This is a genomic window from Bradyrhizobium sp. CCBAU 11430 (assembly GCF_028128855.1).
In the GTDB taxonomy this organism is placed as follows: Bacteria; Pseudomonadota; Alphaproteobacteria; order Rhizobiales; family Xanthobacteraceae; genus Bradyrhizobium; species Bradyrhizobium ottawaense.
Genome location: NZ_LBJV01000071.1, coordinates 113,928 through 138,876 on the forward strand (window position 1 = coordinate 113,928; position 24,949 = coordinate 138,876).

The 24,949-nt window shown below is 64.5% G+C and carries 25 protein-coding genes, 1 tRNA gene and 2 pseudogenes; 15 read left to right on the plus strand and 13 right to left on the minus strand.

From position 1 onward, the window contains the following. Positions 1 to 170 precede the first annotated feature (170 nt). On the plus strand, positions 171 to 641 hold the full coding sequence (locus tag XI04_RS31705) for an aminoacyl-tRNA deacylase (protein ID WP_028140455.1): 471 nt from the start codon (positions 171 to 173) through the stop codon (positions 639 to 641). A gap of 182 nt (positions 642 to 823) precedes the next feature. After that, positions 824 to 1,243 (plus strand): CBS domain-containing protein, encoded by a 420-nt coding sequence (locus XI04_RS31710; RefSeq protein ID WP_028140456.1) that lies wholly within the window; start codon positions 824 to 826, stop codon positions 1,241 to 1,243. Between the two features lie 318 nt (positions 1,244 to 1,561). Here XI04_RS31710 and XI04_RS31715 read toward each other — a convergent pair. Beyond that, positions 1,562 to 1,636: transfer RNA gene (locus XI04_RS31715), tRNA-Glu, on the minus strand. Between the two features lie 57 nt (positions 1,637 to 1,693). Further along, positions 1,694 to 2,038: a hypothetical protein gene (locus tag XI04_RS31720; RefSeq protein ID WP_028140457.1), complete on the minus strand. Its 345-nt coding sequence runs from the start codon at positions 2,036 to 2,038 to the stop codon at positions 1,694 to 1,696. On the opposite strand from XI04_RS31720, the gene XI04_RS31725 reads away from it, so the two are divergent. From XI04_RS31725 to XI04_RS31735, 3 genes are all read left to right on the plus strand, one after another. Further along, positions 2,037 to 3,044 (plus strand): RluA family pseudouridine synthase, encoded by a 1,008-nt coding sequence (locus tag XI04_RS31725; RefSeq protein ID WP_028140458.1) that lies wholly within the window; start codon positions 2,037 to 2,039, stop codon positions 3,042 to 3,044. The two genes, XI04_RS31720 and XI04_RS31725, sit on opposite strands and share 2 nt — an antisense overlap. 217 nt (positions 3,045 to 3,261) lie before the next feature. Next, a complete protein-coding gene (gene rpoH / locus XI04_RS31730; RefSeq protein ID WP_018318222.1) occupies positions 3,262 to 4,161 on the plus strand; it encodes an RNA polymerase sigma factor RpoH in 900 nt (299 codons plus the stop codon). A gap of 182 nt (positions 4,162 to 4,343) precedes the next feature. Then, positions 4,344 to 4,685, plus strand: a complete 342-nt coding sequence (locus XI04_RS31735) for a hypothetical protein (protein WP_271609532.1) — start codon at positions 4,344 to 4,346, stop codon at positions 4,683 to 4,685. An 8-nt stretch (positions 4,686 to 4,693) separates the two neighbouring features. On the opposite strand, the gene XI04_RS31740 is transcribed toward XI04_RS31735, so the two are convergent. From XI04_RS31740 to XI04_RS31755, 4 genes are all read right to left on the minus strand, one after another. Next, positions 4,694 to 5,320, minus strand: a complete 627-nt coding sequence (locus XI04_RS31740) for a peptidoglycan recognition protein family protein (protein WP_271609533.1) — start codon at positions 5,318 to 5,320, stop codon at positions 4,694 to 4,696. A gap of 33 nt (positions 5,321 to 5,353) precedes the next feature. Then, the gene (locus XI04_RS31745) at positions 5,354 to 6,565 is read right to left on the minus strand and encodes a GGDEF domain-containing protein (RefSeq protein WP_038971079.1); all 1,212 of its coding nucleotides are present in this window, start codon (positions 6,563 to 6,565) and stop codon (positions 5,354 to 5,356) included. An 810-nt stretch (positions 6,566 to 7,375) separates the two neighbouring features. Continuing rightward, positions 7,376 to 7,987 carry a LysE family translocator gene (locus tag XI04_RS31750; protein WP_028140463.1) on the minus strand — a complete coding sequence of 204 codons (612 nt, stop codon included), beginning with the start codon at positions 7,985 to 7,987 and terminating at the stop codon, positions 7,376 to 7,378. Between the two features lie 240 nt (positions 7,988 to 8,227). Beyond that, positions 8,228 to 8,602 carry a response regulator gene (locus XI04_RS31755; protein ID WP_028140464.1) on the minus strand — a complete coding sequence of 125 codons (375 nt, stop codon included), beginning with the start codon at positions 8,600 to 8,602 and terminating at the stop codon, positions 8,228 to 8,230. A gap of 120 nt (positions 8,603 to 8,722) precedes the next feature. On the opposite strand from XI04_RS31755, the gene XI04_RS31760 reads away from it, so the two are divergent. Then, complete coding sequence (locus tag XI04_RS31760) at positions 8,723 to 9,553, plus strand: SDR family NAD(P)-dependent oxidoreductase (RefSeq protein ID WP_271623881.1); 831 nt, start codon at positions 8,723 to 8,725, stop codon at positions 9,551 to 9,553. Positions 9,554 to 9,766: 213 nt separating this feature from the next. Here XI04_RS31760 and XI04_RS31765 read toward each other — a convergent pair whose 3' ends face one another. Further along, positions 9,767 to 10,573 (minus strand): lytic murein transglycosylase, encoded by an 807-nt coding sequence (locus XI04_RS31765; protein ID WP_028140466.1) that lies wholly within the window; start codon positions 10,571 to 10,573, stop codon positions 9,767 to 9,769. Between the two features lie 216 nt (positions 10,574 to 10,789). Between XI04_RS31765 and XI04_RS31770 the strand changes: the two genes are divergently transcribed. The 4 genes and pseudogenes from XI04_RS31770 (at position 10,790) to XI04_RS31785 (ending at position 13,627) form a co-directional block, all read left to right on the plus strand. Beyond that, positions 10,790 to 11,317, plus strand: a complete 528-nt coding sequence (locus tag XI04_RS31770; RefSeq protein ID WP_028140467.1) for a hypothetical protein — start codon at positions 10,790 to 10,792, stop codon at positions 11,315 to 11,317. A 146-nt stretch (positions 11,318 to 11,463) separates the two neighbouring features. After that, positions 11,464 to 12,376 (plus strand): annotated as a pseudogene (locus XI04_RS31775) (OmpA family protein). A 117-nt stretch (positions 12,377 to 12,493) separates the two neighbouring features. Next, positions 12,494 to 12,842: pseudogene (locus XI04_RS31780) on the plus strand (hypothetical protein). A gap of 548 nt (positions 12,843 to 13,390) precedes the next feature. Then, the gene (locus tag XI04_RS31785) at positions 13,391 to 13,627 is read left to right on the plus strand and encodes a hypothetical protein (protein ID WP_028140470.1); all 237 of its coding nucleotides are present in this window, start codon (positions 13,391 to 13,393) and stop codon (positions 13,625 to 13,627) included. 7 nt (positions 13,628 to 13,634) lie between these two features. Here the strand turns inward: XI04_RS31785 and XI04_RS31790 are convergent, their stop codons facing one another. The 3 genes from XI04_RS31790 to dnaG all read right to left on the minus strand — a co-directional run bounded on the left by XI04_RS31790 (position 13,635) and on the right by dnaG (position 18,978). Further along, positions 13,635 to 13,967: a thiol-disulfide oxidoreductase DCC family protein gene (locus tag XI04_RS31790; protein ID WP_404536975.1), complete on the minus strand. Its 333-nt coding sequence runs from the start codon at positions 13,965 to 13,967 to the stop codon at positions 13,635 to 13,637. Between the two features lie 472 nt (positions 13,968 to 14,439). After that, positions 14,440 to 16,581: an RNA polymerase sigma factor RpoD gene (gene rpoD / locus XI04_RS31795; protein WP_271611342.1), complete on the minus strand. Its 2,142-nt coding sequence runs from the start codon at positions 16,579 to 16,581 to the stop codon at positions 14,440 to 14,442. A 375-nt stretch (positions 16,582 to 16,956) separates the two neighbouring features. After that, entirely contained in the window at positions 16,957 to 18,978 is a 2,022-nt protein-coding gene (gene dnaG / locus XI04_RS31800; protein WP_271610698.1) for a DNA primase, read from the minus strand. Positions 18,979 to 19,139: 161 nt separating this feature from the next. Here dnaG and XI04_RS31805 point away from each other — a divergent pair, with 161 nt between their 5' ends. Next, positions 19,140 to 19,703, plus strand: coding sequence for a chlorite dismutase family protein (locus XI04_RS31805; protein ID WP_152103548.1), 564 nt, complete (start codon positions 19,140 to 19,142; stop codon positions 19,701 to 19,703). Positions 19,704 to 19,780: 77 nt separating this feature from the next. Here the strand turns inward: XI04_RS31805 and XI04_RS31810 are convergent, their stop codons facing one another. Beyond that, entirely contained in the window at positions 19,781 to 20,179 is a 399-nt protein-coding gene (locus XI04_RS31810) for a gamma-glutamylcyclotransferase family protein (protein WP_095426760.1), read from the minus strand. A gap of 76 nt (positions 20,180 to 20,255) precedes the next feature. Here XI04_RS31810 and XI04_RS31815 point away from each other — a divergent pair, with 76 nt between their 5' ends. Continuing rightward, positions 20,256 to 21,059: an N-formylglutamate amidohydrolase gene (locus tag XI04_RS31815; RefSeq protein WP_152103549.1), complete on the plus strand. Its 804-nt coding sequence runs from the start codon at positions 20,256 to 20,258 to the stop codon at positions 21,057 to 21,059. Between the two features lie 3 nt (positions 21,060 to 21,062). Here the strand turns inward: XI04_RS31815 and XI04_RS31820 are convergent, their stop codons facing one another. Both XI04_RS31820 and XI04_RS31825 read right to left on the minus strand, forming a co-directional pair. Then, the gene (locus tag XI04_RS31820; protein WP_271610699.1) at positions 21,063 to 21,683 is read right to left on the minus strand and encodes a LysE family translocator; all 621 of its coding nucleotides are present in this window, start codon (positions 21,681 to 21,683) and stop codon (positions 21,063 to 21,065) included. 318 nt (positions 21,684 to 22,001) lie between these two features. After that, positions 22,002 to 23,447 (minus strand): LVIVD repeat-containing protein, encoded by a 1,446-nt coding sequence (locus XI04_RS31825; protein WP_095426762.1) that lies wholly within the window; start codon positions 23,445 to 23,447, stop codon positions 22,002 to 22,004. A 208-nt stretch (positions 23,448 to 23,655) separates the two neighbouring features. On the opposite strand from XI04_RS31825, the gene XI04_RS31830 reads away from it, so the two are divergent. The 3 genes from XI04_RS31830 to XI04_RS31840 are packed head-to-tail and all read left to right on the plus strand — an operon-like array spanning position 23,656 to position 24,942. Beyond that, positions 23,656 to 23,970, plus strand: a complete 315-nt coding sequence (locus tag XI04_RS31830) for an ArsR/SmtB family transcription factor (protein WP_028140478.1) — start codon at positions 23,656 to 23,658, stop codon at positions 23,968 to 23,970. After that, positions 23,963 to 24,433: an SRPBCC family protein gene (locus tag XI04_RS31835; protein WP_152103550.1), complete on the plus strand. Its 471-nt coding sequence runs from the start codon at positions 23,963 to 23,965 to the stop codon at positions 24,431 to 24,433. The genes XI04_RS31830 and XI04_RS31835 overlap by 8 nt, the downstream gene beginning before the upstream one ends. Next, complete coding sequence (locus tag XI04_RS31840; protein ID WP_271610700.1) at positions 24,430 to 24,942, plus strand: SRPBCC family protein; 513 nt, start codon at positions 24,430 to 24,432, stop codon at positions 24,940 to 24,942. Before XI04_RS31835 ends, XI04_RS31840 begins: the two co-directional genes overlap by 4 nt. The last annotated feature ends 7 nt before the right edge of the window (positions 24,943 to 24,949 follow it).

Sequence of the window (24,949 nt, forward strand, 5' to 3'; positions counted from 1 at the left end):
GAGCCGGTTCGAAAGAGGAGGCGATTATCCGACTATCTGATGATGATTTGCAGCTTGCGGATGGAAGACCTATGTTGAGTCTCTAGTCAGGCAGCCGCCCATCGTATGGCGAGAGTCTGCAGGGTCGACCTCACGGTGGATGGTTTGCATTCCGCATCGGAGGTGATGTCATGGCCATTGCTCCCACGCTCCAAAAATACCTCGCCGCTGAGAACATCCAGTACGAGGTGATCCCGCACGAACTCAGCATGACGTCGGCTCGAACGGCCGAGGCATGCCATATCTCGGGGGACCGCCTCGCCAAGGGCATCGTGTTGCGGCGCGACGGCGGATACATGCTGGCCATCTTGCCCGCATCGCATCACCTCCGCCTGTCGGACCTGAGGACAAGCCTCGGCGACAATGTCCACATGGCCAATGAAACCGAGGTCAATCGGCTGTTCAGCGACTGTGCACACGGTGCGGTTCCCGCCGTCGGCAAATGCTACGGATTGGAAATGATCGTCGACGACAGCATCGAGGCCCAGCCAGACATCTATATGGAAGCCGGCGATCATGAGACGCTGCTCCATATGGGTCACGCGCAGTTTGCGCGCCTGACGGCCAACGCACCGCACGGGCGCTTCAGCGCGCATGACTGAGGATTTTGTAGACCGCCCATTGCCGTTGCGATCTTGGGCGGGAACTCTGGCCGCGAGGTCGCCGTCATACTGTTCCGCAGGGTGGCGGCGAGAGTGTCTGCGCTTGTCTGGTCGGAGTTCGGAAGATTGGGGGGCCGTTGCATTGCATCAACGCACTTGAAACCCACGAACGGAGGCTCGCCATGAAAGTCAAAGACGTGATGCACAAGGGTGTCGACTGGGTCAGCCCCAACACCCCAATCACCGAGCTTGCCAAACTGATGCGGGCGCATGACATCGGCTGCATTCCGATTGGCGAGGATGACAAGCTGGTCGGAATGGTGACCGACCGCGATATCGTCTGCAAAGGGCTCGCGAGCCACAGCTTCGATGCCGGCCGCGCGACGGCGCGCGACGTGATGACCGAGGGCATCCATTGCTGCCGCGAGGACGATGACCTCGCCAAGGCGATGCATCACATGGAGAAGCTGCAGGTCCGCAGGCTGCCGGTGATCAACAAGAGCAAGCGGATGGTCGGCATCATCAGCCTGGGCGACGTCGGCCATTCCGCGTCCGGTGATATGCTCACCGAGACCGTCAGGAGCATTTCGGCGCATCACTGAACTTGCGGCCAGGACTCACGGCCAAGGCTTACGGCCAGGGCTTACGGCCAGGGCTCTTCTCGCGATCGCCGCTCAAACAGGCGTCGAGCGGAGCCCGAGCCGCGCGCCTCGTCATGCAACCATCGCGCGGCACGGAAGCGACGGCGCGATGTGGCTTACTTTGCGCCGGAGTGAATGTGAGGGCGGGTCCACTCGATCGCTTCATCAGCATCAGCGTCGACGCTGCGGCGCGCAACCTATGACCAAGCGAGATCGCGCGGCCGGACGGGGCCGCCGTCGGATGGGGGCGCAGCAAAAAGTCGAGGAATATCGCGGATTTGGCGCTCCCTAGGGGAATCGAACCCCTGTTTCAGCCTTGAGAGGGCCGCGTCCTAACCGCTAGACGAAGGGAGCGTGAGGGCTAGCCAATAGCCTCGAAATTTGTCCGCCGCAAGGACCCCGAGGAGCCTTTTACGGCTCATTGGCGAATTTCAGCCGTCCGGCCGGCTTGAGGGTATGGGCGTCGAAGGTGCGGATCTCGATGACACCGCCGACATCCAGGCTGACAACGAGGCGGTCGCCGGCGAGGCCGGTCGAGACGATTTTGGCGCCCTTCGGCAGGATGGCGGTGACGTCACTGGCCGCCTCGGCCGCCCTTCCCTCGGACTTGAAAAGGCGGTAGCCCACCGCGATCAGCACGGCGCAGATCGCCAGCGCCGTGGTCAACCCCGCGATCAGCATCATCCGCCGCACCCGCGCGAACAGCGCGGCCTGCTCGGGGCTCGGTTCGGGAACAGCGGTATCAGTCGTCGTCATGGAAAATTCTGGCTCTGCGCAAAGGTTGGAGGTTGTCGTCGCCGGCAACGAGGGCTCGACCCGGCTCGACCGCGTGCTGGCGGTCCACCTCACCGACCTGTCGCGATCGAGGCTGAAAGCCCTGATCCTGGCGGGCGCGGTGAGCCTGAAGGCCTCCGCGGTCCGCGACCCCGCTTATCACGTCACATCCGGCGATACGATCATAATCGACGTGCCGGAAGCGGCCCCGCCGGAGCCGAAGGGGGAGGATATCGCCCTCGATATCGTGTTCGAGGACGACGACATCGTCGTCATCAACAAGCCCAAGGGCCTGGTCGTGCACCCCGCGGCCGGCCACGAGACCGGCACGCTGGTGAACGCGCTGATCGCCCATTGCGGCTCTTCGCTGTCGGGCATCGGCGGGGTGCGCCGGCCCGGCATCGTGCACCGGCTCGACAAGGACACCACGGGACTGATGGTGGTCGCCAAGAACGACCTCGCCCACGCCTCGCTGACCGCGCAATTCGCCGACCACGGCCGCACCGGTGCAATGCGCCGCGGCTACATGGCCTTTGCCTGGGGCGTCCCTGGCCGCCATCGCGGCACCGTCGACGCGCCGATCGACCGCCATCCGCATGCGCGCGAGAAGATGGCGGTGCGCCAGGGCGGCCGCGAGGCGGTGACGCATTGGGAGATCCTGGAGAGTTTTAACGGGCGCGACGGCAAGCCGATCGCGACGCTGCTGGCCTGCGAGCTCGAGACCGGGCGCACCCACCAGATCCGCGTCCACCTCGCCCATATCGGTCATCCCCTGATGGGCGATGCGGTCTATGGCCCGCATTTCAAGACCAAGGCGAACCAGCTCGGTCCCGAGTCGCAGGTCGCGCTGACCGCGCTTGGGCGGCAGGCCCTGCATGCGTATTTGCTGGTATTGGAGCACCCGAGGACCGGAGAATTACTCCACTGGGAGGCGGCTTTGCCGGAGGATTTGCTTCTCCTCCAGGGCTCCCTGAAAGCGGCGGTATGACGCAGGCCCTTTAAGAAAAGCGTTACATTACAAAAAGTTATAGCTGCCACACGGGGTCGTGACGTCAGCAATCCTTCCCTTTTTGGCCCCCCATGGGGTATATTGCGCGTGCGTTGGAAATGACCAACGGAACATCGCAGCTACGGCCGGCTTTAACACAGCGGTCGTCTGCCTGGCCCGCCGCTATCGGGGGCCTGAACCTTTGGAGGGCTTCAGTATGGCCCGTACCGCTGCTTTGCCGGTCCTCAATGGAGAATCCGGCCTTTCCCGTTACCTCGCCGAGATCCGCAAGTTCCCGATGCTGGAACCCCAGCAGGAATACATGCTCGCCAAGCGTTGGCGCGAGCATGACGATCGCGACGCGGCGCACCAACTCGTCACCAGCCATCTCCGGCTCGTGGCCAAGATCGCCATGGGCTATCGCGGCTACGGCCTGCCGATCTCCGAGGTCGTCTCGGAAGGCAATGTCGGCCTGATGCAGGCGGTGAAACGTTTCGAACCCGAGAAGGGGTTCCGTCTCGCCACCTACGCCATGTGGTGGATCAAGGCGTCGATTCAAGAGTACATTCTGCGTTCCTGGTCGCTCGTGAAGATGGGCACCACCGCGAACCAGAAGAAGCTGTTCTTCAACCTGCGCAAGGCGAAGAGCAAGATCAACGCGCTGGACGAGGGCGATCTGCGCCCCGACCAGGTGAAGATCATTGCCAAGCGCCTCGGCGTCACCGATCAGGACGTGATCGACATGAACCGCCGCCTCGGTGGCGACGCGTCGCTCAACGCACCGATCCGCGACGACGGCGAAGCCGGCGAATGGCAGGACTGGCTGGTCGACAATACGCCCAACCAGGAAGCCATGCTGGCCGAGCACGAGGAGTATGACGAACGCCGTGACGCGCTGAACGGCGCCATGGGCGTGCTCAACCCGCGCGAACGCCGCATCTTCGAGGCTCGCCGCCTCGCCGATGAGCCGATGACGCTGGAAGACCTCGCTGCCGAGTTCGGCGTGTCGCGCGAGCGCGTCCGCCAGATCGAGGTCCGCGCCTTCGAGAAGGTGCAGTCCGCGGTCAAGGGCACGATCGCAAGGGCCGAACAGGCCGCGCTGGAAGCCGCGCACTAAGCGGGCTTCGCCGCGGCGAGAAATTGGCGGATCGAAAAGACAGAAAGCCGGCGGCAACGCCGGCTTTTTTGCGTGTGATGTCCAGCATGTTCGCGGAGGCGCGGGGCCAGTCATCTTGAACCGGCCTCGCCGGTCATCCGACCCAGAATGATCGGACCGACAGCATCGATTGGACGATCACCATGTCGATCATCCTGCAATCCACCGTCGGCGGCTTCTCAGCCCAGTTCATGCGCAAGCTGCCGCTGGTCGAGCAGGCGATGCGCGAGCGCGGGCTGGAGCCGTCCGAGTTCGTGATATCGAAGGATTATGCGGGCACAGCGACCATCCCGCTCATGGATCCGTTCTTCTTCAGTTACAGCGTGTTCTTCGGCGAGGAGAATTTCACCGTCACCGAGCCGAACGACGTGGTGTTTTTGGATTACTTCTTCAAACGCGTGCTGGCGGCAGATGGACCGCCCGAATTGCCGGAGCGGCCGGGATTGATGCGACGGTTCTTCGGCTGGATGGCGCAGGCGGTGTGACGCCTCCGTCACTCCCCCCACATCCTCGCCAGGGTCGCGAGCCAGCAGCCTTCGCAATAGCGCGCGTCCTTGTAGTCGATCCAGTTGTGGGCATAGACGCGTTCGAGCGGGATGTCGTAGCGCGCGCGCAGCACCTTCACGAGGATCTGCCACGCAGCGACCTGCGCCTCGGTGGGGCCGGCCGCGACATCAGGATAATTGCCGGCGAACTCGACGCCGATCGAATTGTCGCGCACGACCTGGCGATAGGTCGCGCGGTTGTCGATGAACTTGTTGTCGTTGCGGTTGGCGCCGTCGCCATGGGTCGGCACCAGGTTTTCCGCGACCGCCCAATAGACCGTGCCGTCGGTCTCGACCCACACGGTGACGCCGCGCCGCGTCGGGGTCTTCGCTTGCGCTTGCGCGCCGCCGCGCGCCGAGCCCGCCGGCCCTTCGGTCTGGTGCACGATGATGTTGCGCCAGGGTCTTGCGCTCCGGACGTCACCCCATGGCGCCAGCCAGACTATCTTCAGGCCGGGAATGTCGGGCGTGCCGGAGGCGCGGGCGAGCTTTGCGAGCTCAGCATCCACGGCAGCGGCGGGGGCGGTCAGAAAGAAAACGGCCAGGGCGGCCGCGAGCAGGCGAGCGATCATCATGCAGGTCCAACAGAGACCAAACCTAGCATGGCCTCAGGCGAAATGGCGCGCGGTCTCGCCCCGGCCGATCGGCTCAGGCGAGAGCGGCGGCGACGGATCGTAGACGGCAAAATCGTTCTTGCCGTTCTTCTTGGCGGCATAGAGGGCGTGGTCGGCATTGGCCATCAGGCGATCCGGGAATTCTCCGATGCCGCGATCCCACTGCGCGACGCCGATCGAGATCGCGATCGGGATCTCGCTGCCGGTACAGGCCTCGGCATCCTGGCGGCAGACCTCGAGCACGCGGCGGGCGATCGCGGCGGCCTCGCGCAAGGACGAGGACGGCAGCACGACGCAGAACTCGTCGCCGCCGGTGCGGGCCAGCATGTCGCCGGGCCGGAGCCGCGTCTGCGCCATCAGTGTGAAGTGCTGCAGGCAGGCATCGCCGGCGGCATGGCCGTGGGTGTCGTTGATGGTCTTGAAGCCGTCGAGATCGATCACCAGCAGCGAGAACGGCGCGCCGCTACGCTCCGAGCGGGCGCATTCCTCGGTCAGGCGCTGCAGCAGATGCCGCCGGTTGGCGACGCCTGTGAGATCGTCGAGCAGCGCGAGATCGGCGACCTCGCCGCGCAGCCGGTCCATCGCCATCAGCAGGAAGCCGAAATTGAGCGTCATCGACAGGAACAGCAGCCCCAGCACCATGACGGCATGGGTCTGGCCGCCGGCCTTCGCCGAGAGATCATGCCCGAGCAGATTGCCGATCGTGCGGGCAATGAGGATCGCGATGATGGTGAGGATGACGATGCCGGACAGCCGCGCGCCCGGGCTGACGCGCCCTTCCGGCGGCGACAGCAGCAGGCGCAGCGCCAGCACCAGCGGCAGGGCCTGACCGAGCGTGTAGCTGAGCATGCGCAGTTGCATGTGCTCGAAGCCGACCATGAAGACCACGACGCCGGCAAGGCTCAAGCCTCCCGTAGCCGTCATGAGGCGCCAAGAGACCGGCCGGCCATAGAAGCGCTCAATGCCCATCGCGGCGAGGCAGCTCGCGGCGATGACGCCGGCCGCGCCGAGCAGAAGCGGGAGGGGAGAGGCGACGAACAGGCGGACCAGGGCCGTCATCGCCCCGATCGCGCCGACGAAGGACGATGCCATCCAGAACCGCGCGGCGGCGAACTTCGGATAGGAGCGCGTCACGTAGGCCCAGATCACGCCGAGCGCCAGGAAGTTGACGACGAAGACGGTCCAGAGCGTCGGTACGTTCAGCATGACGCGCGCGGCATGCGCAGCGTCGCGCCCCCCGTCCCTGGCAGCCGTCCGTCCATGACCCATCCCCGTTTTCTTGCGGAGAAGAATGCGGCCCTCGCGCTTAATGGAGTCTCACCGCGATCCGGCAAAACGCGCCTTTGGTTTTGGATTCATGAACGGCGCCGCTTCGTTGTCGGATCGTTAGGGATGTCGGCGACGACGCGGCTTCGACGCCGCGATGCGGATTCGCGCACCAAAATCACCCGAAAATGCATCTGAGCTGTGGATAACGCGATGACACGGATGTGACAGCGCGGGGCAGAGACCCGCGAATCTGCTGAGTTTGTCGTCGAGGATGTTGCGAGGCTGGCCCTCCGCCGAGCATCCCTCGTGTCGCGTTCCACCATTAACCCTTAAGAGGATCCTATGGCTAAGAAAGCGAAGAAGGCGACGAAGAAGAAGGCGAAGAAGGCCAAGAAGGCGAAGAAGAAGTAACGAGGCTTCTGTTTCTTTGCCCGGGTGGAGCCTCGCTCCGCCCGGGCTTCGGGTAGAGAGTTTGAAGGCGGCGGGCGCGAGGCCCGCTTTTTTATTGGCTTGCTCTCTCAATCGTACGACCGAGCAATGGCCTATAGCGGCTGCACCTGAACGCACGCCTCGTCCTTCGAGACGACCGCCTCCGGCGGTCTCCTCAGGATGAGGCTAAGCGGCACTGTGCCCGTTGAAGCAGCCGCTACGCACCCCGCCCTCATCCTGAGGAGCCCGCCTAAAGCGGGCGTCTCGAAGGATGGCGGCAAGTGCAAATGCCTAGCCACGAGCGACCGGAAGAAGAGCCTACCGTTCCGCGAACGCCAGCTTGGCGCCGAGCGCGGCGAAACCGGCGGCGAAGCTGCGGCGCAGCCAGGCCATGATGCGCGGGCGGGAGATGACGTGCTCGCGCACCGAGGCGGCGCAGAGGCCGTAGACCACGAACACCGCAAGGGTCATCGCCATGAAGGCGCCGCTCAACTCCAGCATGCGCGCCAGCACATGGGCTTCGTCCGCGGCGATGAACTGCGGCAGGAAGGCGAGGAAGAAGATCGACAGCTTCGGATTGAGGATGTTGATCAGAAAGCCGGTGACGATCACACGGCCGACCGAACGCTCGCGGATCTCGCCCTCGACCGCCAGCGCACCTTGTTCGCGCAGCGCCTGCCAGGACATGTAGAGCAGATAGAGCACCCCGCCCCATTTCAGCGCGGCAAAGGCGAGCGCGCTGGTGTGGAGCACGGCGGCGAGCCCGAGCATCGCCGCCATCATGTGCGGCACGATCCCGAGCGTGCAGCCGAAGGCGGCGGCGAGGCTGGCACGCGAGCCGCGCGTCAGCGCCGCAGCCAGCGTGTAGAGCACGCCGGTGCCGGGGGAAGCGACGACGATGAGCGAGGTGAGCAGGAAGGACCAGGACATGGGCCGACGCTATCACCCGGCGTCACGGCGGGAAAGTCGGGCCTTGGGCCTTCAGGTTCTCATCCGTCACCCCCGCGCAACTGCGGAGCCGTTGTCGCTGGAGGTGCTAGCCTCTTCGGCGAGCCTCGAAGGGCGAGGGCCCGGCTGCATCTCGGGCGTGCATCCTTCGAGGCTCCCGATGGGGCGCTGAGCGCCCCATCACTCGCCTCAGGATGACGGATTTGATAGTGAAACCTTCGCTCAAGCCAGTTGCGCGAGCTCGGCTTCGCGCAGCACGTCGAGTGGCGCCCAGGGTTTGGCCCAGAACTTTGCGCCGTCGGGCAAGGGCTGCCTCAACGGTCGGCCGGAGGTGACGACGACGTCGAGCTTGGGATTGCGGTCCTTGGCGACGTGCGCGAGCTCGACGCCGGTCATGCGCCCCGCGAGCTGGACGTCGGTCATCATCAGGCAGAGCGCGCCGGCGCTCTTGTCGAGGACGCGCTCGGCGGCCTCGGCGCTTTCGCACTGGATGACCTGGTAGCCGCTCTCCTCCAGCAGCAGGCTGAGCATCTCCCGCTGCATGACGTCGTCCTCGACGATCAGCGCAGTCGCGCGAAATGGTTGTGCTTGTCCCATCGGCGTCTCCCAATGCTTGCTCGCGTAACGTAAGTTAAGGAGCCAACTCGGCTGCGGTTCGGTTCCATTCTGAAAAAATGTAAAGCATAGTTCCCGCATCAGGGGTTGACGGGGAACATCATGACCACGATTCGCGGCGCCGCCGCCATCACGGGAGCCGCCAGCGGCATCGGCCGGGCGCTGGCGATCGAGCTTGCGCAGCGCGGCCGCGATCTCGCGCTGGCCGACCGTGACGAGGCCGGGCTGAAGACGCTCGCGGCCGAGATCGGTGCGGGACGCAAGGTCAGCGTGCACCGCATCGACGTCGGCGAACCCGACGACATCGCGCAGTTCGCAAACGAGGCGATCTCCGCGCATCCCGCGCTCGGCATCGTCGTCAACAATGCCGGCGTCGCGCTGATGGGCTCGTTCGAGGAGATCGACCAGGCGCAGATGGACTGGCTGTTCGACATCAATTTCTGGGGTGTGGTGCACGGCACGCGCGCCTTCCTGCCGCATCTGAAGACGAGGCCCGAGGCGCATATCGTCAACCTCTCCTCGATCTTCGGCATCATCGCGCCGCCGGGGCAATCGGCCTATGCGGCGGCGAAGTTCGCGGTGCGCGGCTTCTCCGAGAGCGTGCGGCACGAGCTCGCGGTGGCGGGCAGCCCGGTCAGGCTGTCGGTCGTGCATCCCGGCGGCGTCGCCACCGCCATCGCGCGCAACTCCCGCACCGGGGTCGGCGTCACCGACAATTCCCGCCGCGCGCAATCAATCGAGCGGTTCGAGACCGCGGCAAGGACCACGCCGAAGGACGCTGCGCTGCGCATCATCAGGGGTGTCGAGAAGAACGAACCCCGCATCCTGATCGGCAACGACGCGCGCTTCATGGACCTGTTGCAGCGCTTCCGCCCGGCAACGTATTGGGCGCCGCTGCAGCGGCGGCTGGAGAAAATGGCGAAGGGGACGTGAATTCGTAGGATGGGTAGAGCGCAGCGAAACCCATCATGTTTCCGCAAAGAGAGTACGCGATGGGTTTCGCTGCGCTCTACCCATCCTACAAACGACAAGCTGGGCCGTCGTAGGGTGGGCAAAGCGGAGCGTGCCCACGACTTCCGACGACGGATGGAAATGGTGGGCACGGCGCTTTGCGCCTTTGCCCACCCTACGAGACTGCGTGTGTCGTCACTGCCCCGCGAGCCGATCGGCGAAATACCCGATCGTCTTGCGATACACCACCGCCCTGTTCCACTCGCGCATCGCTTCGAAATTGGCGGTGCCTTCGCCGTAGGGCTGGCCCATCTTGAAGCCGCTGGTGTGGAGCAGGTTTGCGGTCGAGGCGAGCACGTCGGGGACGCTGTGGCGGAGGTCGACATGGCCGTCGCCGTCGAAATCGACGCCGTATTTGATGTAGGACGACGGCAGGAACTGGGTCTGTCCGATCTCGCCGGCAAAGGCGCCGATCAGGTCGCGCAGCGGCAGGTCGCCGCGCTGCACGATCTTCAGCGCAGCGAGCAGCTCGCCCTGGAACAGGTCGGTGCGGCGGCAATCATGCGCGAGCGTCGCCAGCGTACGCACCACCGGCATCTTGCCGATGTCGCCCTTGCCGAAATCGCTCTCCAGGCCCCAGATCGCGACCAGGATAGTGCGGGGCACGCCGAACTGCTGCTCGATGCGCGAGAGCAGCGCGGCGTGGCGCTGCAGCAGCGCGCGGCCGCCATTGATGCGGCCGGGGCCGACGCGGGTCGAGACGTACTGCTCAAAGCTCTTGTTGAAGGTGTGGCGCTGGCGCCGGTCGAAGGCGAGCACCGCGCCATCGGGGGTGACGCCGCTGAGCGCCGCGCTGGTTACGCTTGCCGAGACGCCGGCCGCTTGCGCTTCCTGGGCCATGCTGGCGACGAAGCTGTTGAAGTCGCCGCCGCAGCGCGCGGCCTGCGCCGATCCGCCGGCCAGACAAATGACGGACGCGGCGGCGAGAAGCAGTCTCAGCATGTGGAGCAATCCCCTGAAAAACCTGCGCGAAGCAGCGCGCGGATCATGCCCGGGAAAGCTGCGAGCGTCAAAGCGCAAGGCTTGAAGGCTCAAGGCTTGAAAGCGCAAGGCTTGAAGGCGCAAGGCTTGAATCAGAAGGCTTGATCCGCATCAAACTGTCTCACGTCCCGCTTCCTAGATTGCAGCGAACAGGAGAGTCGCCCAGGAGAAGCGTCCATGACCGGAATTACCTTGACCGCCGAGCAGATCCGCAATGCCCCCGCAGCGGTACGGCAATGGATCGAGCAGGAGGTCATCACCTCGCTCGGCCTTGCGCCGCGCGCGCCCGTGACGATCCCGCCCCAGGCCTCCCATCTCGTCGCCTGCAGCGTGGAGGACGTTGCCGGCGTGCTCGAGCACATCAGGGGCGTGCTTCCGGCCGTGAACGTGCTGCTCGAGCTCGGCCGTCCCGGCATCAGCTTCGGCCAGCCCGCGGTGATGACCTTCCGCCTGATGGACATCCTGCATCACACCCGCCTGCCCGACATCGGCGGGGTCATGACGTGCCTGGAGATGATCAACCAGGCGCTGATCGAAGTGAAGAAGGACCCCTCGGTGCGGTTCTGCGGCTTCGACAATGAAGGCCACTGCCTGATCGCGCCGCAGACACAAGCGAGCATCGCAACGCTCTGGCAGACCATGATGGAACGGCAGCAGGCGGCGCAGGAGCGTGCGGCCGTCGGCCGGGCCACACCTGCGGCCTGAGGCGGCAGCGCGCTTTCCGGGACAATCGAACCGGGATTGGTTCGTCGGTTAGAACCGGCAGGACGGCGCGCGAGACTAACGTCTTGCGTCCCGTCCCCCGCAACCGACAGAGAGTGCCGATGTCCGCGCCGCAGAACATCCCGGGAATGCTCGTCCTTGCCGCCCTGCTCGTCCTGCACGCAATCCCCGCCTCCGCGCAGACGCGCGACGTGGCGGGCGCGCGCGACTATCCCGGCATCGGCCGGTTCGCCGGCAGCGTCGTCACCGGCTATGTGGTGAAGGATTTTGACGCGGCACGGATGCAGGCCGCAAGCTTCAGGGACGGCCAGCCGACCGACGCGCGGCGGCTCGAGGGCCGCATCATCCGCATCGCCTATCGCACCAATCCCGGGCCCTCGATCCTGGAGGTGTCACGCAATTTCGAGACGCAGCTTGCCAAGGCCGGCTTCGAGACCTTGCTGGCCTGCGACACCGACGCCTGCGGCGCCATCCCCTTCACCGAAAGCATCGACACGCTGCCGGTGCCGCAGATGTGGGTCGACGGTTTCAACTACCGCTATTTTGCCGGCCGCAAGGCCGAAGGCGGGCGCGAGATTTATGCCAGCGTCATCGTCAGCCAGAACAACCAGGACATCACCGCGCAGGTCACGATCGCCGAGCTCGGGGCCATCGCGAACAAGATGGTCGACGCCGCCGCGATGGCGAAGGGTCTTGGCGAGACCGGCCACATCGCGCTCTACGGCATCTATTTCGACACCGACAAGGCGGTGCTGAAACCGGAAAGCCGGCCGACGCTGGAGCAGATCGCCAGGCTGCTCGCGAGCCAGCCGCAACTGAACGTCTTCATCGTCGGCCACACCGACAGCCAGGGCGCCTATGAGTACAATCTCGACCTCTCCAAGCGCCGCGCGGAGGCGGTGGCCGCCGAGCTGGTGAAGAGCTTTCGGATCGTGCCGACACGCCTGCGCACCGCCGGCGTCGGATTGCTGGCGCCGGTCGGCCCGAACGCGACGGACGCCGGCCGCGCTCAACCGGCGCGTGGAGCTGGTGGCGCCGTGAAACGTCGCGCGGGAGTTTGATGCGGGTCAACATCGCGGCGCGGACGGCGTGAGATGGATGCCGCAGACTTCTCTCTCTCGTCATTCCCGGGCGCGACAAAGTCTGAGGCAACCAGCGATGCCCGACCATCAGAACAAGCCGGCCCGCCCCTCGCTCCTGCGCATCCCCTTGTTCCGCCTGCTCGCCATCAACCTCGCGATCGGCGCCTGCGCCGCGGCGCTGCTCGTCGGCGGCCTGCTCTGGCTCAACCCCGGACATCTGCGCGAGCTGATCTTCGCCGACAGTTCGCCCGGCATCGCGCTCGCGCTGCTGCTGGCATCCTTCCTCATCACCTTCGGCTCGGCTGCGATGGGCAGCGCGATCATGGCGCAGGGACTTAAAGAGCACAGCGGCAAGGGCGGCGGACACGGATCGCGGCTCGCGGCTCGCGGTGCAGGAGACGGCGCGGCGCACGCGCACGCATTGAGACATGAGCGGCGACGATGGAACCCGCTATTGCGGATCGGGATCACACTGTCTGCACGCAGGCGGGAAGAGGTGCAGGTTGGCGCGCCTTCCGACACAGCACGGCACGCGCGTTGCATCGCGAAGCCGGCAAGATGAACAAATTGATTTGACGTTCTAAACAATTGCTTCGACGTGGATGGTAATCACACGTCGCAACCACCGCATATCTGATCCGCTGGCTGCGACATCGACGCCGCCACGATTTGCCTTGCCATCGCAGGGCACTTTCTATAGCCTTCTATTTTAGGTTGTCGCCCCGCCAGCCCCGGGCGACACTGAAGACCAGAAATAGACGGCGGGCTTCGGCCCGCCGTTTATTGAGGCAAGCGTTGCCTGAACAAGGGCTGGTTGAGCAAGGGTCTCGCCAGATCGCAACAGGCGCCCGCCGCCCTCCCCGCAGCCCGATTTCAATCAGCCGCATCGATCCCCGTCGCGTTCGGGCCTGGACTGACGTCGGTGGCCGCCAAAGTCATTTGACTGCGGCCCTCCAATCGACGACAAGCCGCCATGGCCAAGAAACCCGGAACCAATCCCAAAGGCGAATTCGCCTTCTTCAACGTCTTCTATGAAGACGATTCCCAGCGCTCCAACCGCCGCGTGCCCTCAGAGCTGCTCGGCGGCCTCGACGGCGACGAACCCGCGCGCAACTTCATCATGGAGCAGGACCGCGAGATCGCGGAAAAGAGCGGCCGCCCCGCGCTCGAGATCAAGCGGATCGAGCGGGTCGGGGTGAAGAAGAAGTAGGACGACATCAGCAGGCGCTCACCAGCGCCGTGAACGGCAGCGCTACACGGTTGCCGAGCAGCGCCGCAAGCCACCCCTCCCCCGGCGTCAGCCTCCACAACGCTATCGCGACATCCGCACCGACGATGAGCCGGCCGGCCTCATCCGTCGCATGCAGACGGCGCCTGATGTCGTCGAGCGAAGCGCCAAAGTGCGCCAGCGCATCGGGCTGCTCGTTGATGTCATTGAACTCAACCGTCCCCGCGCGTACCAGCGCCAGCAGCTTGTTGCGCTGCCAGTCGATGCCGGCGTCGCAGACCGGGCAGCGGGTGTTGTAGTAGACGGTGAGGTGGGACGGCAGCGAGCACTACTCGTGTTGGCTCTAATCTCGGGAGTCAACTACTCGACCAAATCATATGCCTCGCTCGCAGATCGTCTTGCGTTTTTTACGATGGGATTCCTACGTAATCCATCGGGCAGGCCGTCTATAGCGGCGAACTCGCGGCCAAGAGGGACTTTCTCATTGAGTGAATTCTTTGGCCCCCAAGAGAAACCGGCTCCGGTGAACAGGATCGCGCGTCCCGGACGCGGGCGTGACAACCTTCTCTCGAGCTCAGGCAAATCAATCATGATGTACACCATTGCAGTCTGAAGGAATGACAAGCGTCCGCCTAATGGGACGGCGCCGCGTACCCTGAGTTCAATTTGTTCCTAAAATCTCAGCTACCTACTTCGGCACACCTCTACCTATAATTGTCAATTATACGAAATTTGGCCAAAATAAAACCCGGCGCGAACGCCGGGTTTTCTGATTGCTGCACTGCAGCTCGAGCCTAATTATCCAAGAAGCTCCGCAGCTTCCTCGACCTTGACGGATGCTTCAGCTTCCGCAGCGCCTTCGCTTCGATCTGGCGAATACGTTCGCGCGTCACGCTGAACTGCTGGCCGACTTCTTCCAGCGTGTGGTCGGTGTTCATGCCGATGCCGAAGCGCATGCGCAGGACGCGCTCTTCGCGCGGCGTCAGGGACGCCAGCACGCGCGTGGTGGTCTCGCGCAGGTTCGACTGGATCGCGGCGTCGATGGGGAGGATCGCGTTCTTGTCCTCGATGAAATCGCCGAGGTGTGAATCCTCTTCGTCACCGACCGGCGTCTCCAGCGACAGCGGCTCCTTGGCGATCTTGAGGACCTTGCGGACCTTCTCGAGCGGCATGCCGAGCTTTTCGGCGAGCTCTTCCGGGGTCGGCTCGCGGCCGATCTCGTTGAGCATCTGGCGGCTCGTACGCACGATCTTGTTGATCGTCTCGATCATGTGCACGGGGATGCGGATGGTGCGGGCCTGGTCGGCAATCGAGCGGGTGATCGCCTGCCGGATCCACCACGTCGCGTAGGTCGAGAACTTGTAGCCGCGGCGGTACTCGAACTTGTCGACCGCCTTCATCAGGCCGATGTTGCCTTCCTGGATCAGGTCGAGGAACTGCAGGCCGCGGTTGGTGTACTTCTTTGCAATCGAGATCACGAGACGGAGGTTGGCTTCCACCATCTCCTTCTTGGCCTGGCGTGCTTCGCGCTCGCCCTTCTGCACGGAGTGCACGATCTTGCGGAACTCGACGATCTCGAGGCCGGTCAGCGCGGCGAGCTGATGCACCTCGTGACGGAGGTCCTTGATGCGGTCCTTCTCGTGATGGACGAAGTTCTTCCAGCCCTTGGCCGACAGCTTCGAGACGCGGTTGAGCCAGCGCGGATCGAGCTCCGAGCCGGTGTAGTTGCGCAAAAAGTCCTCGCGCGCGACGCCGTGGCTGTCGGCAAGGCGCATCAGGCGGCCCTCGTGCGAGACGAGGCGCTTGTTGATGTCGTAGAGCTGCTCGACGAGCGAGTCGATACGCGCCTGGTTGAGGCGCAGCGACTTCACCTCGACGATGATCTCGTCCTTCAGCTTCTTGTACTTGCGCTCCTGGTGCGGCGAAAGCGACTCGTTCTGGAGCTGGTTCTGGATGTCCTGCTCCTGAAGCTTGCGCAGCTTCTTGTAGCTGTCGGCGATCTTGTCGAAGATCTCGACCACCTTCGGCTTCAGCTCGGCCTCGATGGCCGCGAGCGACATTTGGTTCTCGAACTCGTCGTCGTCCATGTCGGACTCGGCCGCGGCCTCGCCCGGATCCTTCTCCTCGCCGGCTTCCGTGCCGCCCGGCGCAGGTGCGGCACGGAACGGGGTCGGCGACGGCGGCGCGGCGGGCGGAGCGACATGCGCGGGGGCGCCGGTCGCAGCGGCGGCCTGGCCCTCGGCGGGCGCTTCGCCGTTCTCGCCGGTGGGACCTGCGATCATCGCATTGTTCATGCCGGCCTTGGCGTCGGGGCCGGCATAGGTGGCTTCGAGATCGATGATGTCGCGGAGGAAGATCTTGCCTTCGTTGAGCTCGTCGCGCCAGATGATGATGGCCTGGAAGGTCAGCGGGCTTTCGCAGAGACCTGCGATCATCGCCTCGCGGCCGGCCTCGATGCGCTTGGCGATGGCGATTTCGCCTTCGCGGGACAAGAGCTCGACCGTGCCCATCTCGCGCAGATACATGCGCACGGGATCGTCGGTGCGCTCGCCCGGCTCGCTCTTCTTGACCTCGGTGACGGCCTTCTGGGTGACCTCGACGAGCTCGTTGTCGGTCTCGTCCTCGCCGCCCTCGTCCTTGTCGTCCTCGCCTTCGCTATCGTCGGCTTCGGTGACGTTGATGCCCATGTCGGAGAGCATCGACATGATGTCCTCGATCTGTTCGGGCGAGGTCTGGTCGGACGGCAAGACTTCGTTGAGCTGATCGAAGGTCACGAAGCCGCGCTTCTTGGCCTGCTTGATCATCTTCTTTACGGCGGCGTCGGACAGGTCGAGCAAGGGCGAGGGCGCGTCCTGGGAATCCTTTTCCGGCGCGTCCGCTGCCTTGTCGTCTTTTTCCTTGTCCTTCGCCTGCAGCGTCTTTGCCTTGGTGGCCATCCATTGCTCCTAAACGCGCTTCAATGCAGTCGGCTCGCCGCGTCTGCCTGAATTCACATGAACCTGTTGCCCGACGCTCTCGCTTCGGCAGCTCTCGACACGGAAAGGGCGGCGCACATGTCTCTCGCCACCCCCAACTCTCTCTCGCCGGAAATGCCTAACGCTTCGTCAGCCTCTTTGTCGCAGCGGATGCAGGTGTAGTGCCAACAGCAATGCGCGGATTCATTCCTGACGCGTCTGTTCTGCCTGCGGCCGCCTGGTGGCCAAAGTGCTACAAGACCGTTAAGCCTCGATTAACCCTGTTTTTGCCGCCAAACCTTGGATTTGGCGAGTCTTTTAGCGGTTCCGGCTCCGGCCGTCCGCATGATTCTTTCATCACACGCTCTTCTGGAACCGGCCCGACAGCTCGCCAAAACCCTCGATCAGGGCCTCGGTGCCGTCGACCTCGGCCAGACGGGCCTTGACGTCACGCAGCCACGCCAAATTGGCCTCGCTGGGGTCCTCCCCCAAGGCCAGCTCGGCGTCCTTCAACTCTCTAAGTAGTGAATGGTATTGCCGATGCAAGGCAACCAGCTGGTGCCAGGTGGCGAGAACGTCGTCGGGGGCGGCCCCTTCGCGGGCGCCCCACACCGCCGCGGTCGTGATGCCGCTCTCAACCCTTTGAAGAACTTGCGAAAATCCGCTCCTGGCGAGATCGCCGCGCATCTTTTCGGCCTGCTCGCCGGGGTCCGGGGAGTGGTGGTGGTCGTTGGCAAAGGCGGCGATGATGCCGGCCCTGAGCTTGTGGGCCTCGGGATGGGCCAGCTCCAGGGCGGCGACCTCCTCGAGGTGGTCGTGCAACAGCCAGGGATGGTTGATCAGGCTTTGCAGGATCAGGGCCTCACGGCGGGAGATGGCGCTGCGCTGGCCGCGCATGATCGGGCTTGCCGCCAGCTGCGGGCTCGCCGCCTGGTAGGGGCCGGAGGGTAACAGGGTGGGGCCGGGCGCGCCGCGGCGGCCGCCACCGAATCCTTGCCCCCCGAATCGATTCGCGCCTCCCGCAGCCCGGGGCTGGAATTGGCGACCGGAATTGCCTTGAAAATTGCCTTGGAAATTACCCCGGCCGGCAAAGCCGCCGCGGCCACCCTCGGGCGCGAAAGTGCGCCGAAGCCGCTCGGCAAAATCATCGCGGTAATAGCGCCGCACCACCTCGTCGCGGATGCCGTTCGCAAGCTCCTTGATGCGCGCCTCCAGCGCAGCGCGGCGCTCGGGGGTGGCAAAGTTGCCGCCTTCGAGCTCGCGCGACCAGATCATCTCGGCAAGCGGCTTGGCCGCCGCGATGACTTCCTCGATGGCGCCGCGACCGCCCGAGCGCGCGAGATCGTCGGGGTCCTGGCCCTCCGGCAACAGCGCGAAACGAAGACTCTTGCCGGGTGCGAGGAAGGGCAGCGCGAGATCGGCAGCACGATACGCCGCCTTCTGACCGGCGCGGTCGCCGTCGAAGCAGAGGATCGGCTCATCCGCCATCTTCCAGAGCAGCGCCAGCTGGCTTTCGGTCAGCGCGGTGCCGAGCGGCGCGACCGCGCCCGCAAAGCCCGCGGTGACCATGGCGATGACGTCGACATAGCCCTCGACCACGATCAGCGCGCTGCCGTCATGGGTGGCCTTGCGCGCGGTCTGGTGGTTGTAGAGATTGTCGCCCTTGTGGAAGAGCGGCGTCTCCGGCGAATTCAGGTATTTTGCCGGAACGTCCTTCTCCAGCGCGCGCCCGCCGAAGGCGATGACGCGGCCGCGCAAATCGGTGATCGGGAACATCACGCGATCGCGGAAGCGGTCATACGGCACGGGAATGTCGTTGCCGGCCACCAGCAGGCCGGTCTCGACCATGTCGTCGACGGAAACGCCGAGCTTGCCGAGATGCTCCTTCAGCGCGAAGCGATCGGGCGAGGCATAGCCGAGGCGGAATTGCAACTGCGTCGCCGGCGAGATCGCGCGGTCGGCGAGATAGCCGCGCGCCTTGGCGCCGACGCGCGAGGCCAGGGTCTCCGCGAAATAGGTCGCGGCGAGATCCATGACGTCATGCAGCGTGCGGCGGCGCTGCTCGTGCCGCGCCGCATCCGGCGTCACTGCCGGCAGCGCCAGGCCCGCCATGCTGGCGAGCCGCTCGACGGCCTCCGCGAACGGCAGGCCGTCGGTCTCCATCACGAAGCTGATGATGTCGCCGTGCTTGCCGGAGGAGAAGTCGTGGTAAAAACCCTTCTGGTCGTTGACGTAGAAGGACGGCGTCTTCTCCTGCTGGAACGGCGACAGCCCCTTCCACTCCCGCCCCGCCTTCTTCAGCTTGACGCGCTTGCCCACGACTTCGGAGACCGAAAGCCGGGCACGAAGCTCGTCGAGGAATTGGGGTGTGAAGCGCATTATGCTGATTTCTGGGCTGAGTCGGGCGTTATGGCCAACCGGATAGGCATATAGGGACGGTCCCGGGAAATACGAAGCATGTGTGGCTTCTCCCGGCTATTCACAGGCGAAAGTTTCGACGGAAAGCTTGAACCCGCCCCGGTTCCGCGCTTCCATAGGCCATGTTCAGGACGTTTCGAGGCGGCCACAGCGGGGGTTGGCGCGTCACCTCGATTTCATCAGTGACGGGCGAGCCCCTGCCCTTCATGCCTGCGCTGTCGGTCACCGACAGCGAGGCCGTCTCATTGCCGCTGGTGCCCTCGCGCAATGCGTGGCGGCTGGTCGGGGCCCCGAGCAATTTGCGCTACACCGAGCGGCCTGAGAAGGAGCAACTCGTGGCCGTGCAGGCCGGGCTCGGCCGGATGGAAGCAACCAGCGCGGCGCTGATCCCGATCCGCAAATCGCAGGCCTGGTGGGAGCTGACCCAGGAAGAGCGCCGCAAGATTTTCGAGGACAAATCGCACCACATCGCGAGCAGTCTTCGTTTCCTGCCCGCGATCGCGCGGCAGCTCTATCACTGCCGCGACCTCGGCGAGCCCTTCGACTTCCTGACCTGGTTCGAATTCGCCCCCGCGCACGCCCCGCTGTTCGAGGAGCTGGTGGCGATGCTCCGGGAAACCGAGGAATGGAGTTACGTCGAGCGCGAGGTCGACGTGCGCGTGGTGAAGGAAGTGCTGTCGGCTTAGAGCACGATCCGGACCCGGACGGCCGCGTCAGTGCAAAGTGCGAAGCGGTTTTCCGAGAAGATCATGCTCGAAAATAACTAATGCTTCAGAAAGCGCCCGGACTCGATGCGCGGCAGACCCGTGACCGGCCAGTTGTAGACATAGGTCCAGGCCTTCTCCGTGGCGCCATCAGCCAGCGTCACGTCGATCAGCCGGCGCAGATATTCGGTCGGCTCCGGAAAGCCTTCGCCGCAGGCTTCATACATGTCGAGCTCGCCCAGCAGTTCGTCAGGCACGCGCATCCGGAAGAGCTCGCCATGAACGATGTCGGAGGCCGCCTCCGACAGCAGCAATCCCGGATAATGCTTCACCAGGACGAGGCTGCCGCGGCAGGTCGCTTCACCCAGAAAATCCGCGTGGCCCGCAAGCAGCCGCGCCATCGGATGGTCGAAGCCGCGCATCAGGGTGCCGTAGACGAAAAGGCGATCGGAGGTCATGCTGCTCTAAAGTTGCGACGTCGGTGCAATATCGTTACTCCGTTTAGACAACGTAATCGTTTCATAGGCAATCAGGATGGACCTGCACACGGCCGAGGCCGCCGATCAACTGCTCGATGAGGGCGATATTCCGCCGGTGCATGAGGTGAACGCGGGAGGGACCTCACCCTTCCTGCTCACCTCGGATCATTACGGACGGGTGCTGCCGCGCGCGCTCGGCGATCTCGGCGTCACCGAGGCCGAACTGACGCGACACATCGCCTGGGACATCGGCATCGCCGGCGTCGCCGAGCGGCTCGCCAGGTTGCTGGATGCGCACCTGATCGCGCAGCGCTATTCGCGGCTTGTGATCGACTGCAACCGCCCGCCGGCCGCGGTGAGCTCTATCCCCGTAATCTCCGAAGCGACCGCGATCCCGCGCAACGAAGGGATTTCGGATGGGGAGCGCGAGGCACGGCGGCGCGAGATTTTCGAGCCCTATCATGATCGCATCGATGCCGCGATCGACGCCCGCCTGCACGACAAGCGGCCGACGGTGCTGGTCTCATTGCACAGCTTCACGCCCGTCTATGCCGGCGTCGCGCGGCCCTGGCACATCGCCGCGCTGTACAACCGCGACACCGTGCTGCCGCAGCTGTTGCTCAAGCATCTGCGCGCAGAGGGCGATCTCGTCGTCGGCGACAACGAACCTTACGCGGTCAGCGACCTCACCGACTACACCATCCCCGTCCACGGCGAAGGGCGCGGCCTCGTCAACACCGGCATCGAGATCCGACAGGATCTGATCGCCGACCACGCGGGCCAGCAGCAATGGGCCGAACGGCTGGCAAGAATCCTTGCCGAGGTCGCGGTGGAACTGAAGGCGGAGCTGCTGGTGTAAGCCTCACTTCGCCCTGGTCAGCGCCAGCCAGATGCCGCCGCCGATCATGAAGCCGCCGGAGATGCGCGACATCATCCGCGTGCGGCGCGCCGAGAAGAATTTTCGCGCGCGGCCTGCGGCAATGGCGTAAAGCGCATCGGTCACCACGGCGGTGACCATGAAGGTTGCGCCCAAGAGCGCGACCTGCGGAAAGTGCGGCTGGTTCATGTCCATGAACTGCGGGATGAAGGCGCCGAAGAACACCAGCACCTTCGGGTTCGACAGCAGCACCAGAAAACCCTGCAGGAAGAAGCCGCCGCGCGGCGGCGGAGGCGGTGTGTCGACATTGACGCCCTCGACCGGCGCCCAGATCAGCTTGATGCCGAGCCAGACGAGATAAGCGGCGCCGGCAAAGCGCACCCAGTCGAACCAGTAGCCCATGGTCGCCATCAGCGAGGTCAGGCCGACCGCGACGATGCCGATGACGATGGCAAGGCCGGCCTGCGCACCGGCCACGTTGGTCAGCGCAGCACGCGTGCCGTGGCGCAGGCCGTTGGCGATGACGAGGGTGACGATCGGCCCCGGCAGCAGCGCCAGCGCAATGCAGGCGGCGACGAAGGCGAAATAGGCTTGCATGGACATCATGGGGAGGACTCGGCTGGTGGCGCTGGCGGGTATTAATGCATGGGACGGGCGGGAACGGAAGCTGGCTTATTCCCTCTTCCCGCACGCGGCAGGGCAGTCGCCAATGGCATTTTTGCGCGACTCGAGCGCGCGCCTCGTCCTTCGAGACGACCGCTTCGCGGTCTCCTCAGGATGAGGCTAAGCAGTATCGGTGCTCGTTGAAACGACTGCCCACGCACGCGATCCTCATCCTGAGGGCCCGCCAACGGCGGGCGTCGCGAAGGATGGCCACGGGTGAAATCGCTCCATATCGATAGTCCTAGCGCCCGCGCCGCATCGTCAGTTCTTCGGCAGGCCGGCGACATTGCGCGCCGGGCCGGTCAGCTCCAGGATATGCAGGCCGGTATTGGCGCGGTCGACGATGTAGATGAAGCCGCGATCATCCGTCTCGACATTGTTGGTCTGGATCGCGACCTTGCAGCGCTCGCCGCCCTCGATCGGGATGCAGCGCTTGTCGGTTGCGCCAGTGATCGACGGAATGAAATAGCCGACCTCCTTCGGGTGATAGGGATCGCGGATGTCGAGCGCGCGCACACCGGCATTGAAGAAGGCGATGAAGGCCATCTTCTTGTAATAGACCGGCGCCATGCTCTCGTTGGAGGAATGCGAGCCGAACCGGCCGCCGCGCTGGCAGAACTGCCCGCTCGCCTCCGGCACGGTGTAGCTCGAGATCATCATCGGCCGCGTCTCGGTGGTGACGTCGGCGAACCACACCATCTGCCGCGCCTCGCCGCATTCGTTGAGGATCGCTTCATTCACGATCATGACGATGTCGCGGATCTTGCCGTCCTTGTCCTCGGCGAATTCGGCGATCGGCATGTCGAGCATCGGAAACGTCGTATGCGCTCCGTTGAAGGCCGACATCGGCATGCGCGAAATCTCGGGATAGCGCAGATTGTCCGGCGTCGGCTCTTTCGGCCCGTTCAGGAGCTTGTCGCGATCGACGATCTGCAAAATGCCGCCCTTGTTGGTGCCGTAACCGAAATAGACGCGGTTGCCATCGGGCCCGGTCGAGATCGGCCCGTGCAGCTCGGTCGGCACCGCGCCGGTCGAACCGGGCTCCTGACCGGGCAGTCCGAAGTCGCGGATCTTCTGCGGATGCGCGGGATCGGAGAGATCATAGATCTGCGTCATGCGCCGCGTGCGCCAGTCCGGCGCGCCCGAGACGAGATAGGCGATACCGGTGTCGCATTCCCACCAGCTCTTGTGCGTGTCCTTCAGGCCGCCGATGCGCGTGATGAGGACCGGGCTCGCGGGATCAGTGACGTTCCATAACTCATGCGCCTCGCCGCCGAAGGTCCTGAGCATGTAGACCGCGTTGGGATCACCCTTCGGCAACGCCTTGCCGTCGCACACCCGCACCATCTGCGCCCCGCCGGAGTCGTACTTGCCCTCCTGCCCCGGCAGATGCCGCAGATATTTCGGACGCGCGGGATCGGTGACGTCGACGATCGAGGTTCCGTTCGGCTCGGCCTTGCCCGTCATCGGGTTGACAGGCGCGGGCACATCATCAGTGCCGCCGTGATGGCCGATATAGGCGATCCAGCGATCCCCCTGGTGATGGATGGTCGGCTGATAGGCGCTGCGGGCCTGGAGGTCGTTGCTCCCGACGAGCTTCATGTTGGACGCTTCGGGCGGCGCGCCGATGGTCTGTTTCTGCGCCTGGGCCCCGGTGCTGCACGCGAAAAGGACGAGAGCGGCAGCAAGTGAAACGCGACGGAACATGAAAATCCTCCCGGAACCAATCTGCGTTGGCTGAGCTGAAAGGCTAGCACGGCCGATTGCGGGCGACCAAAACACGATTCTGCGGCTGGACATTGCGGGGCGCACAAAGTGCGAACCCGCAATCTCGAGATTCCGGATAATTGCTGCGCGGTTTCCGGAATGACGGCGCGCTTGACATGCAACCATTTGGTTGCCTATTATCGATGCCATGGATGAGGTCTTCAAAGCGCTCGCCGATGCGTCACGACGGTCGCTGCTCGACAGGCTTCACGCCAAAAACGGCCAGACGCTGAACGAGCTCTGCGAGGGCCTTGCGATGACGCGACAGGCCGTGACCAAGCACCTTGTCATTCTGGAAGAGGCCAATCTGGTCACCGCTATCAGGCATGGCCGCGAGAAGCTGCACTATCTCAACCCGGTGCCGATCCATCAGATCGGCGAACGCTGGATCAAAAAATTCGAGCGCGGCAAGCTCGCCGCACTCAGCGAGTTGAAACGCCAGTTGGAGAAGCGCGATGAGTAAGCCGGAGTTCGTCTACGTGACCTATATCGAGACCACGCCGGAAAAGCTATGGGAGGCGCTGACGTCGAGCGAATTCACCAGGCAATATTGGTTCGGCGCCGAGGTCCGCTCCGACTGGAAAGCCGGCTCGCCCTTTGCGCTCACGCTCGACGGCGAGATCACCGATTCCGGCGAGATCCTCGAGGCCGATCCGCCGCGCCGCCTGTCCTACAGCTTCAAGCACCAGAAGTTCGAAGAGCTGCGCGGCGAGCCGATCTCACGCGTCGTCTTCACCATCGAACCGTTCGGCGCGCTCGTGCGTTTGACCGTGTTGCATGACGGCTTCGTCGAGGGCGGCAAATATCTCGGCGCCGTCTCCAATGGCTGGCCGGCGATCCTGTCCGGGCTCAAGAGCCTGCTGGAGAGCGGCAAAGTGCTCGCCATCCCGCGCACGGCGCTCAACAAGGGATTCGACGCAAAATGAACCTCGATCAATTCAAGCCGCTGACGGTCTACACCATCTACATCGCTTCGACGCCGGAGAAGGTATGGGAGGCGCTGACCTCGGCCGAGTTCAGCAAGCAGTATTTCTTCGGCAATGCCGTGGAGGTCGAGCCGCGTCTTGGCGGTGCGTTCACCGTGCGCACGCCCGATGGCGCGTTGCACATCAGCGGCGAGGTTCTCGCCTACGATTCGCCGCGAAAGCTTTCGGTCACATTCAACGTGAACTGGTCCGAGCTGATCGAGAAGCTCGGCCCGACGCTCGTCACCTACGAGATCGAACAGGCCGGTGATGCGGTCCGCCTAACCATGAGCGAAGGCCACGACCGCCCGCTCAGCGACGACATCCTCGCCGGTGGCCGTTCGGGCTGGCCCGCGATCCTGTCCAGCCTCAAGAGCCTGTTGGAAACCGGCAAGCCGCTGGCGGTGAAGATGGGCCCGCCGCAGCGGATGCTGGATGCGCTGAAGGCGATGGGGATCAAGACGCCGTAGCGGCCGG

Coding starts and splice junctions, on each gene's coding strand:
- XI04_RS31815 (WP_152103549.1), top strand. CDS start 20,256: ATGGACCTGCACACGGCCGAGGCCGCCGATCAACTGCTCGATGAGGGC.
- XI04_RS31830 (WP_028140478.1), top strand. CDS start 23,656: ATGGATGAGGTCTTCAAAGCGCTCGCCGATGCGTCACGACGGTCGCTG.
- XI04_RS31735 (WP_271609532.1), top strand. CDS start 4,344: ATGTCGATCATCCTGCAATCCACCGTCGGCGGCTTCTCAGCCCAGTTC.
- XI04_RS31770 (WP_028140467.1), top strand. CDS start 10,790: ATGACCGGAATTACCTTGACCGCCGAGCAGATCCGCAATGCCCCCGCA.
- XI04_RS31740 (WP_271609533.1), bottom strand. CDS start 5,320: ATGATGATCGCTCGCCTGCTCGCGGCCGCCCTGGCCGTTTTCTTTCTG.
- XI04_RS31835 (WP_152103550.1), top strand. CDS start 23,963: ATGAGTAAGCCGGAGTTCGTCTACGTGACCTATATCGAGACCACGCCG.
- XI04_RS31750 (WP_028140463.1), bottom strand. CDS start 7,987: ATGTCCTGGTCCTTCCTGCTCACCTCGCTCATCGTCGTCGCTTCCCCC.
- XI04_RS31725 (WP_028140458.1), top strand. CDS start 2,037: ATGGAAAATTCTGGCTCTGCGCAAAGGTTGGAGGTTGTCGTCGCCGGC.
- XI04_RS31705 (WP_028140455.1), top strand. CDS start 171: ATGGCCATTGCTCCCACGCTCCAAAAATACCTCGCCGCTGAGAACATC.
- XI04_RS31755 (WP_028140464.1), bottom strand. CDS start 8,602: ATGGGACAAGCACAACCATTTCGCGCGACTGCGCTGATCGTCGAGGAC.
- XI04_RS31820 (WP_271610699.1), bottom strand. CDS start 21,683: ATGATGTCCATGCAAGCCTATTTCGCCTTCGTCGCCGCCTGCATTGCG.
- XI04_RS31720 (WP_028140457.1), bottom strand. CDS start 2,038: ATGACGACGACTGATACCGCTGTTCCCGAACCGAGCCCCGAGCAGGCC.
- XI04_RS31765 (WP_028140466.1), bottom strand. CDS start 10,573: ATGCTGAGACTGCTTCTCGCCGCCGCGTCCGTCATTTGTCTGGCCGGC.
- rpoD (WP_271611342.1), bottom strand. CDS start 16,581: ATGGCCACCAAGGCAAAGACGCTGCAGGCGAAGGACAAGGAAAAAGAC.
- XI04_RS31745 (WP_038971079.1), bottom strand. CDS start 6,565: ATGCTGAACGTACCGACGCTCTGGACCGTCTTCGTCGTCAACTTCCTG.
- XI04_RS31825 (WP_095426762.1), bottom strand. CDS start 23,447: ATGTTCCGTCGCGTTTCACTTGCTGCCGCTCTCGTCCTTTTCGCGTGC.
- dnaG (WP_271610698.1), bottom strand. CDS start 18,978: ATGCGCTTCACACCCCAATTCCTCGACGAGCTTCGTGCCCGGCTTTCG.
- XI04_RS31785 (WP_028140470.1), top strand. CDS start 13,391: ATGGCCAAGAAACCCGGAACCAATCCCAAAGGCGAATTCGCCTTCTTC.
- XI04_RS31840 (WP_271610700.1), top strand. CDS start 24,430: ATGAACCTCGATCAATTCAAGCCGCTGACGGTCTACACCATCTACATC.
- XI04_RS31805 (WP_152103548.1), top strand. CDS start 19,140: ATGTTCAGGACGTTTCGAGGCGGCCACAGCGGGGGTTGGCGCGTCACC.
- rpoH (WP_018318222.1), top strand. CDS start 3,262: ATGGCCCGTACCGCTGCTTTGCCGGTCCTCAATGGAGAATCCGGCCTT.
- XI04_RS31760 (WP_271623881.1), top strand. CDS start 8,723: ATGACCACGATTCGCGGCGCCGCCGCCATCACGGGAGCCGCCAGCGGC.
- XI04_RS31810 (WP_095426760.1), bottom strand. CDS start 20,179: ATGACCTCCGATCGCCTTTTCGTCTACGGCACCCTGATGCGCGGCTTC.
- XI04_RS31710 (WP_028140456.1), top strand. CDS start 824: ATGAAAGTCAAAGACGTGATGCACAAGGGTGTCGACTGGGTCAGCCCC.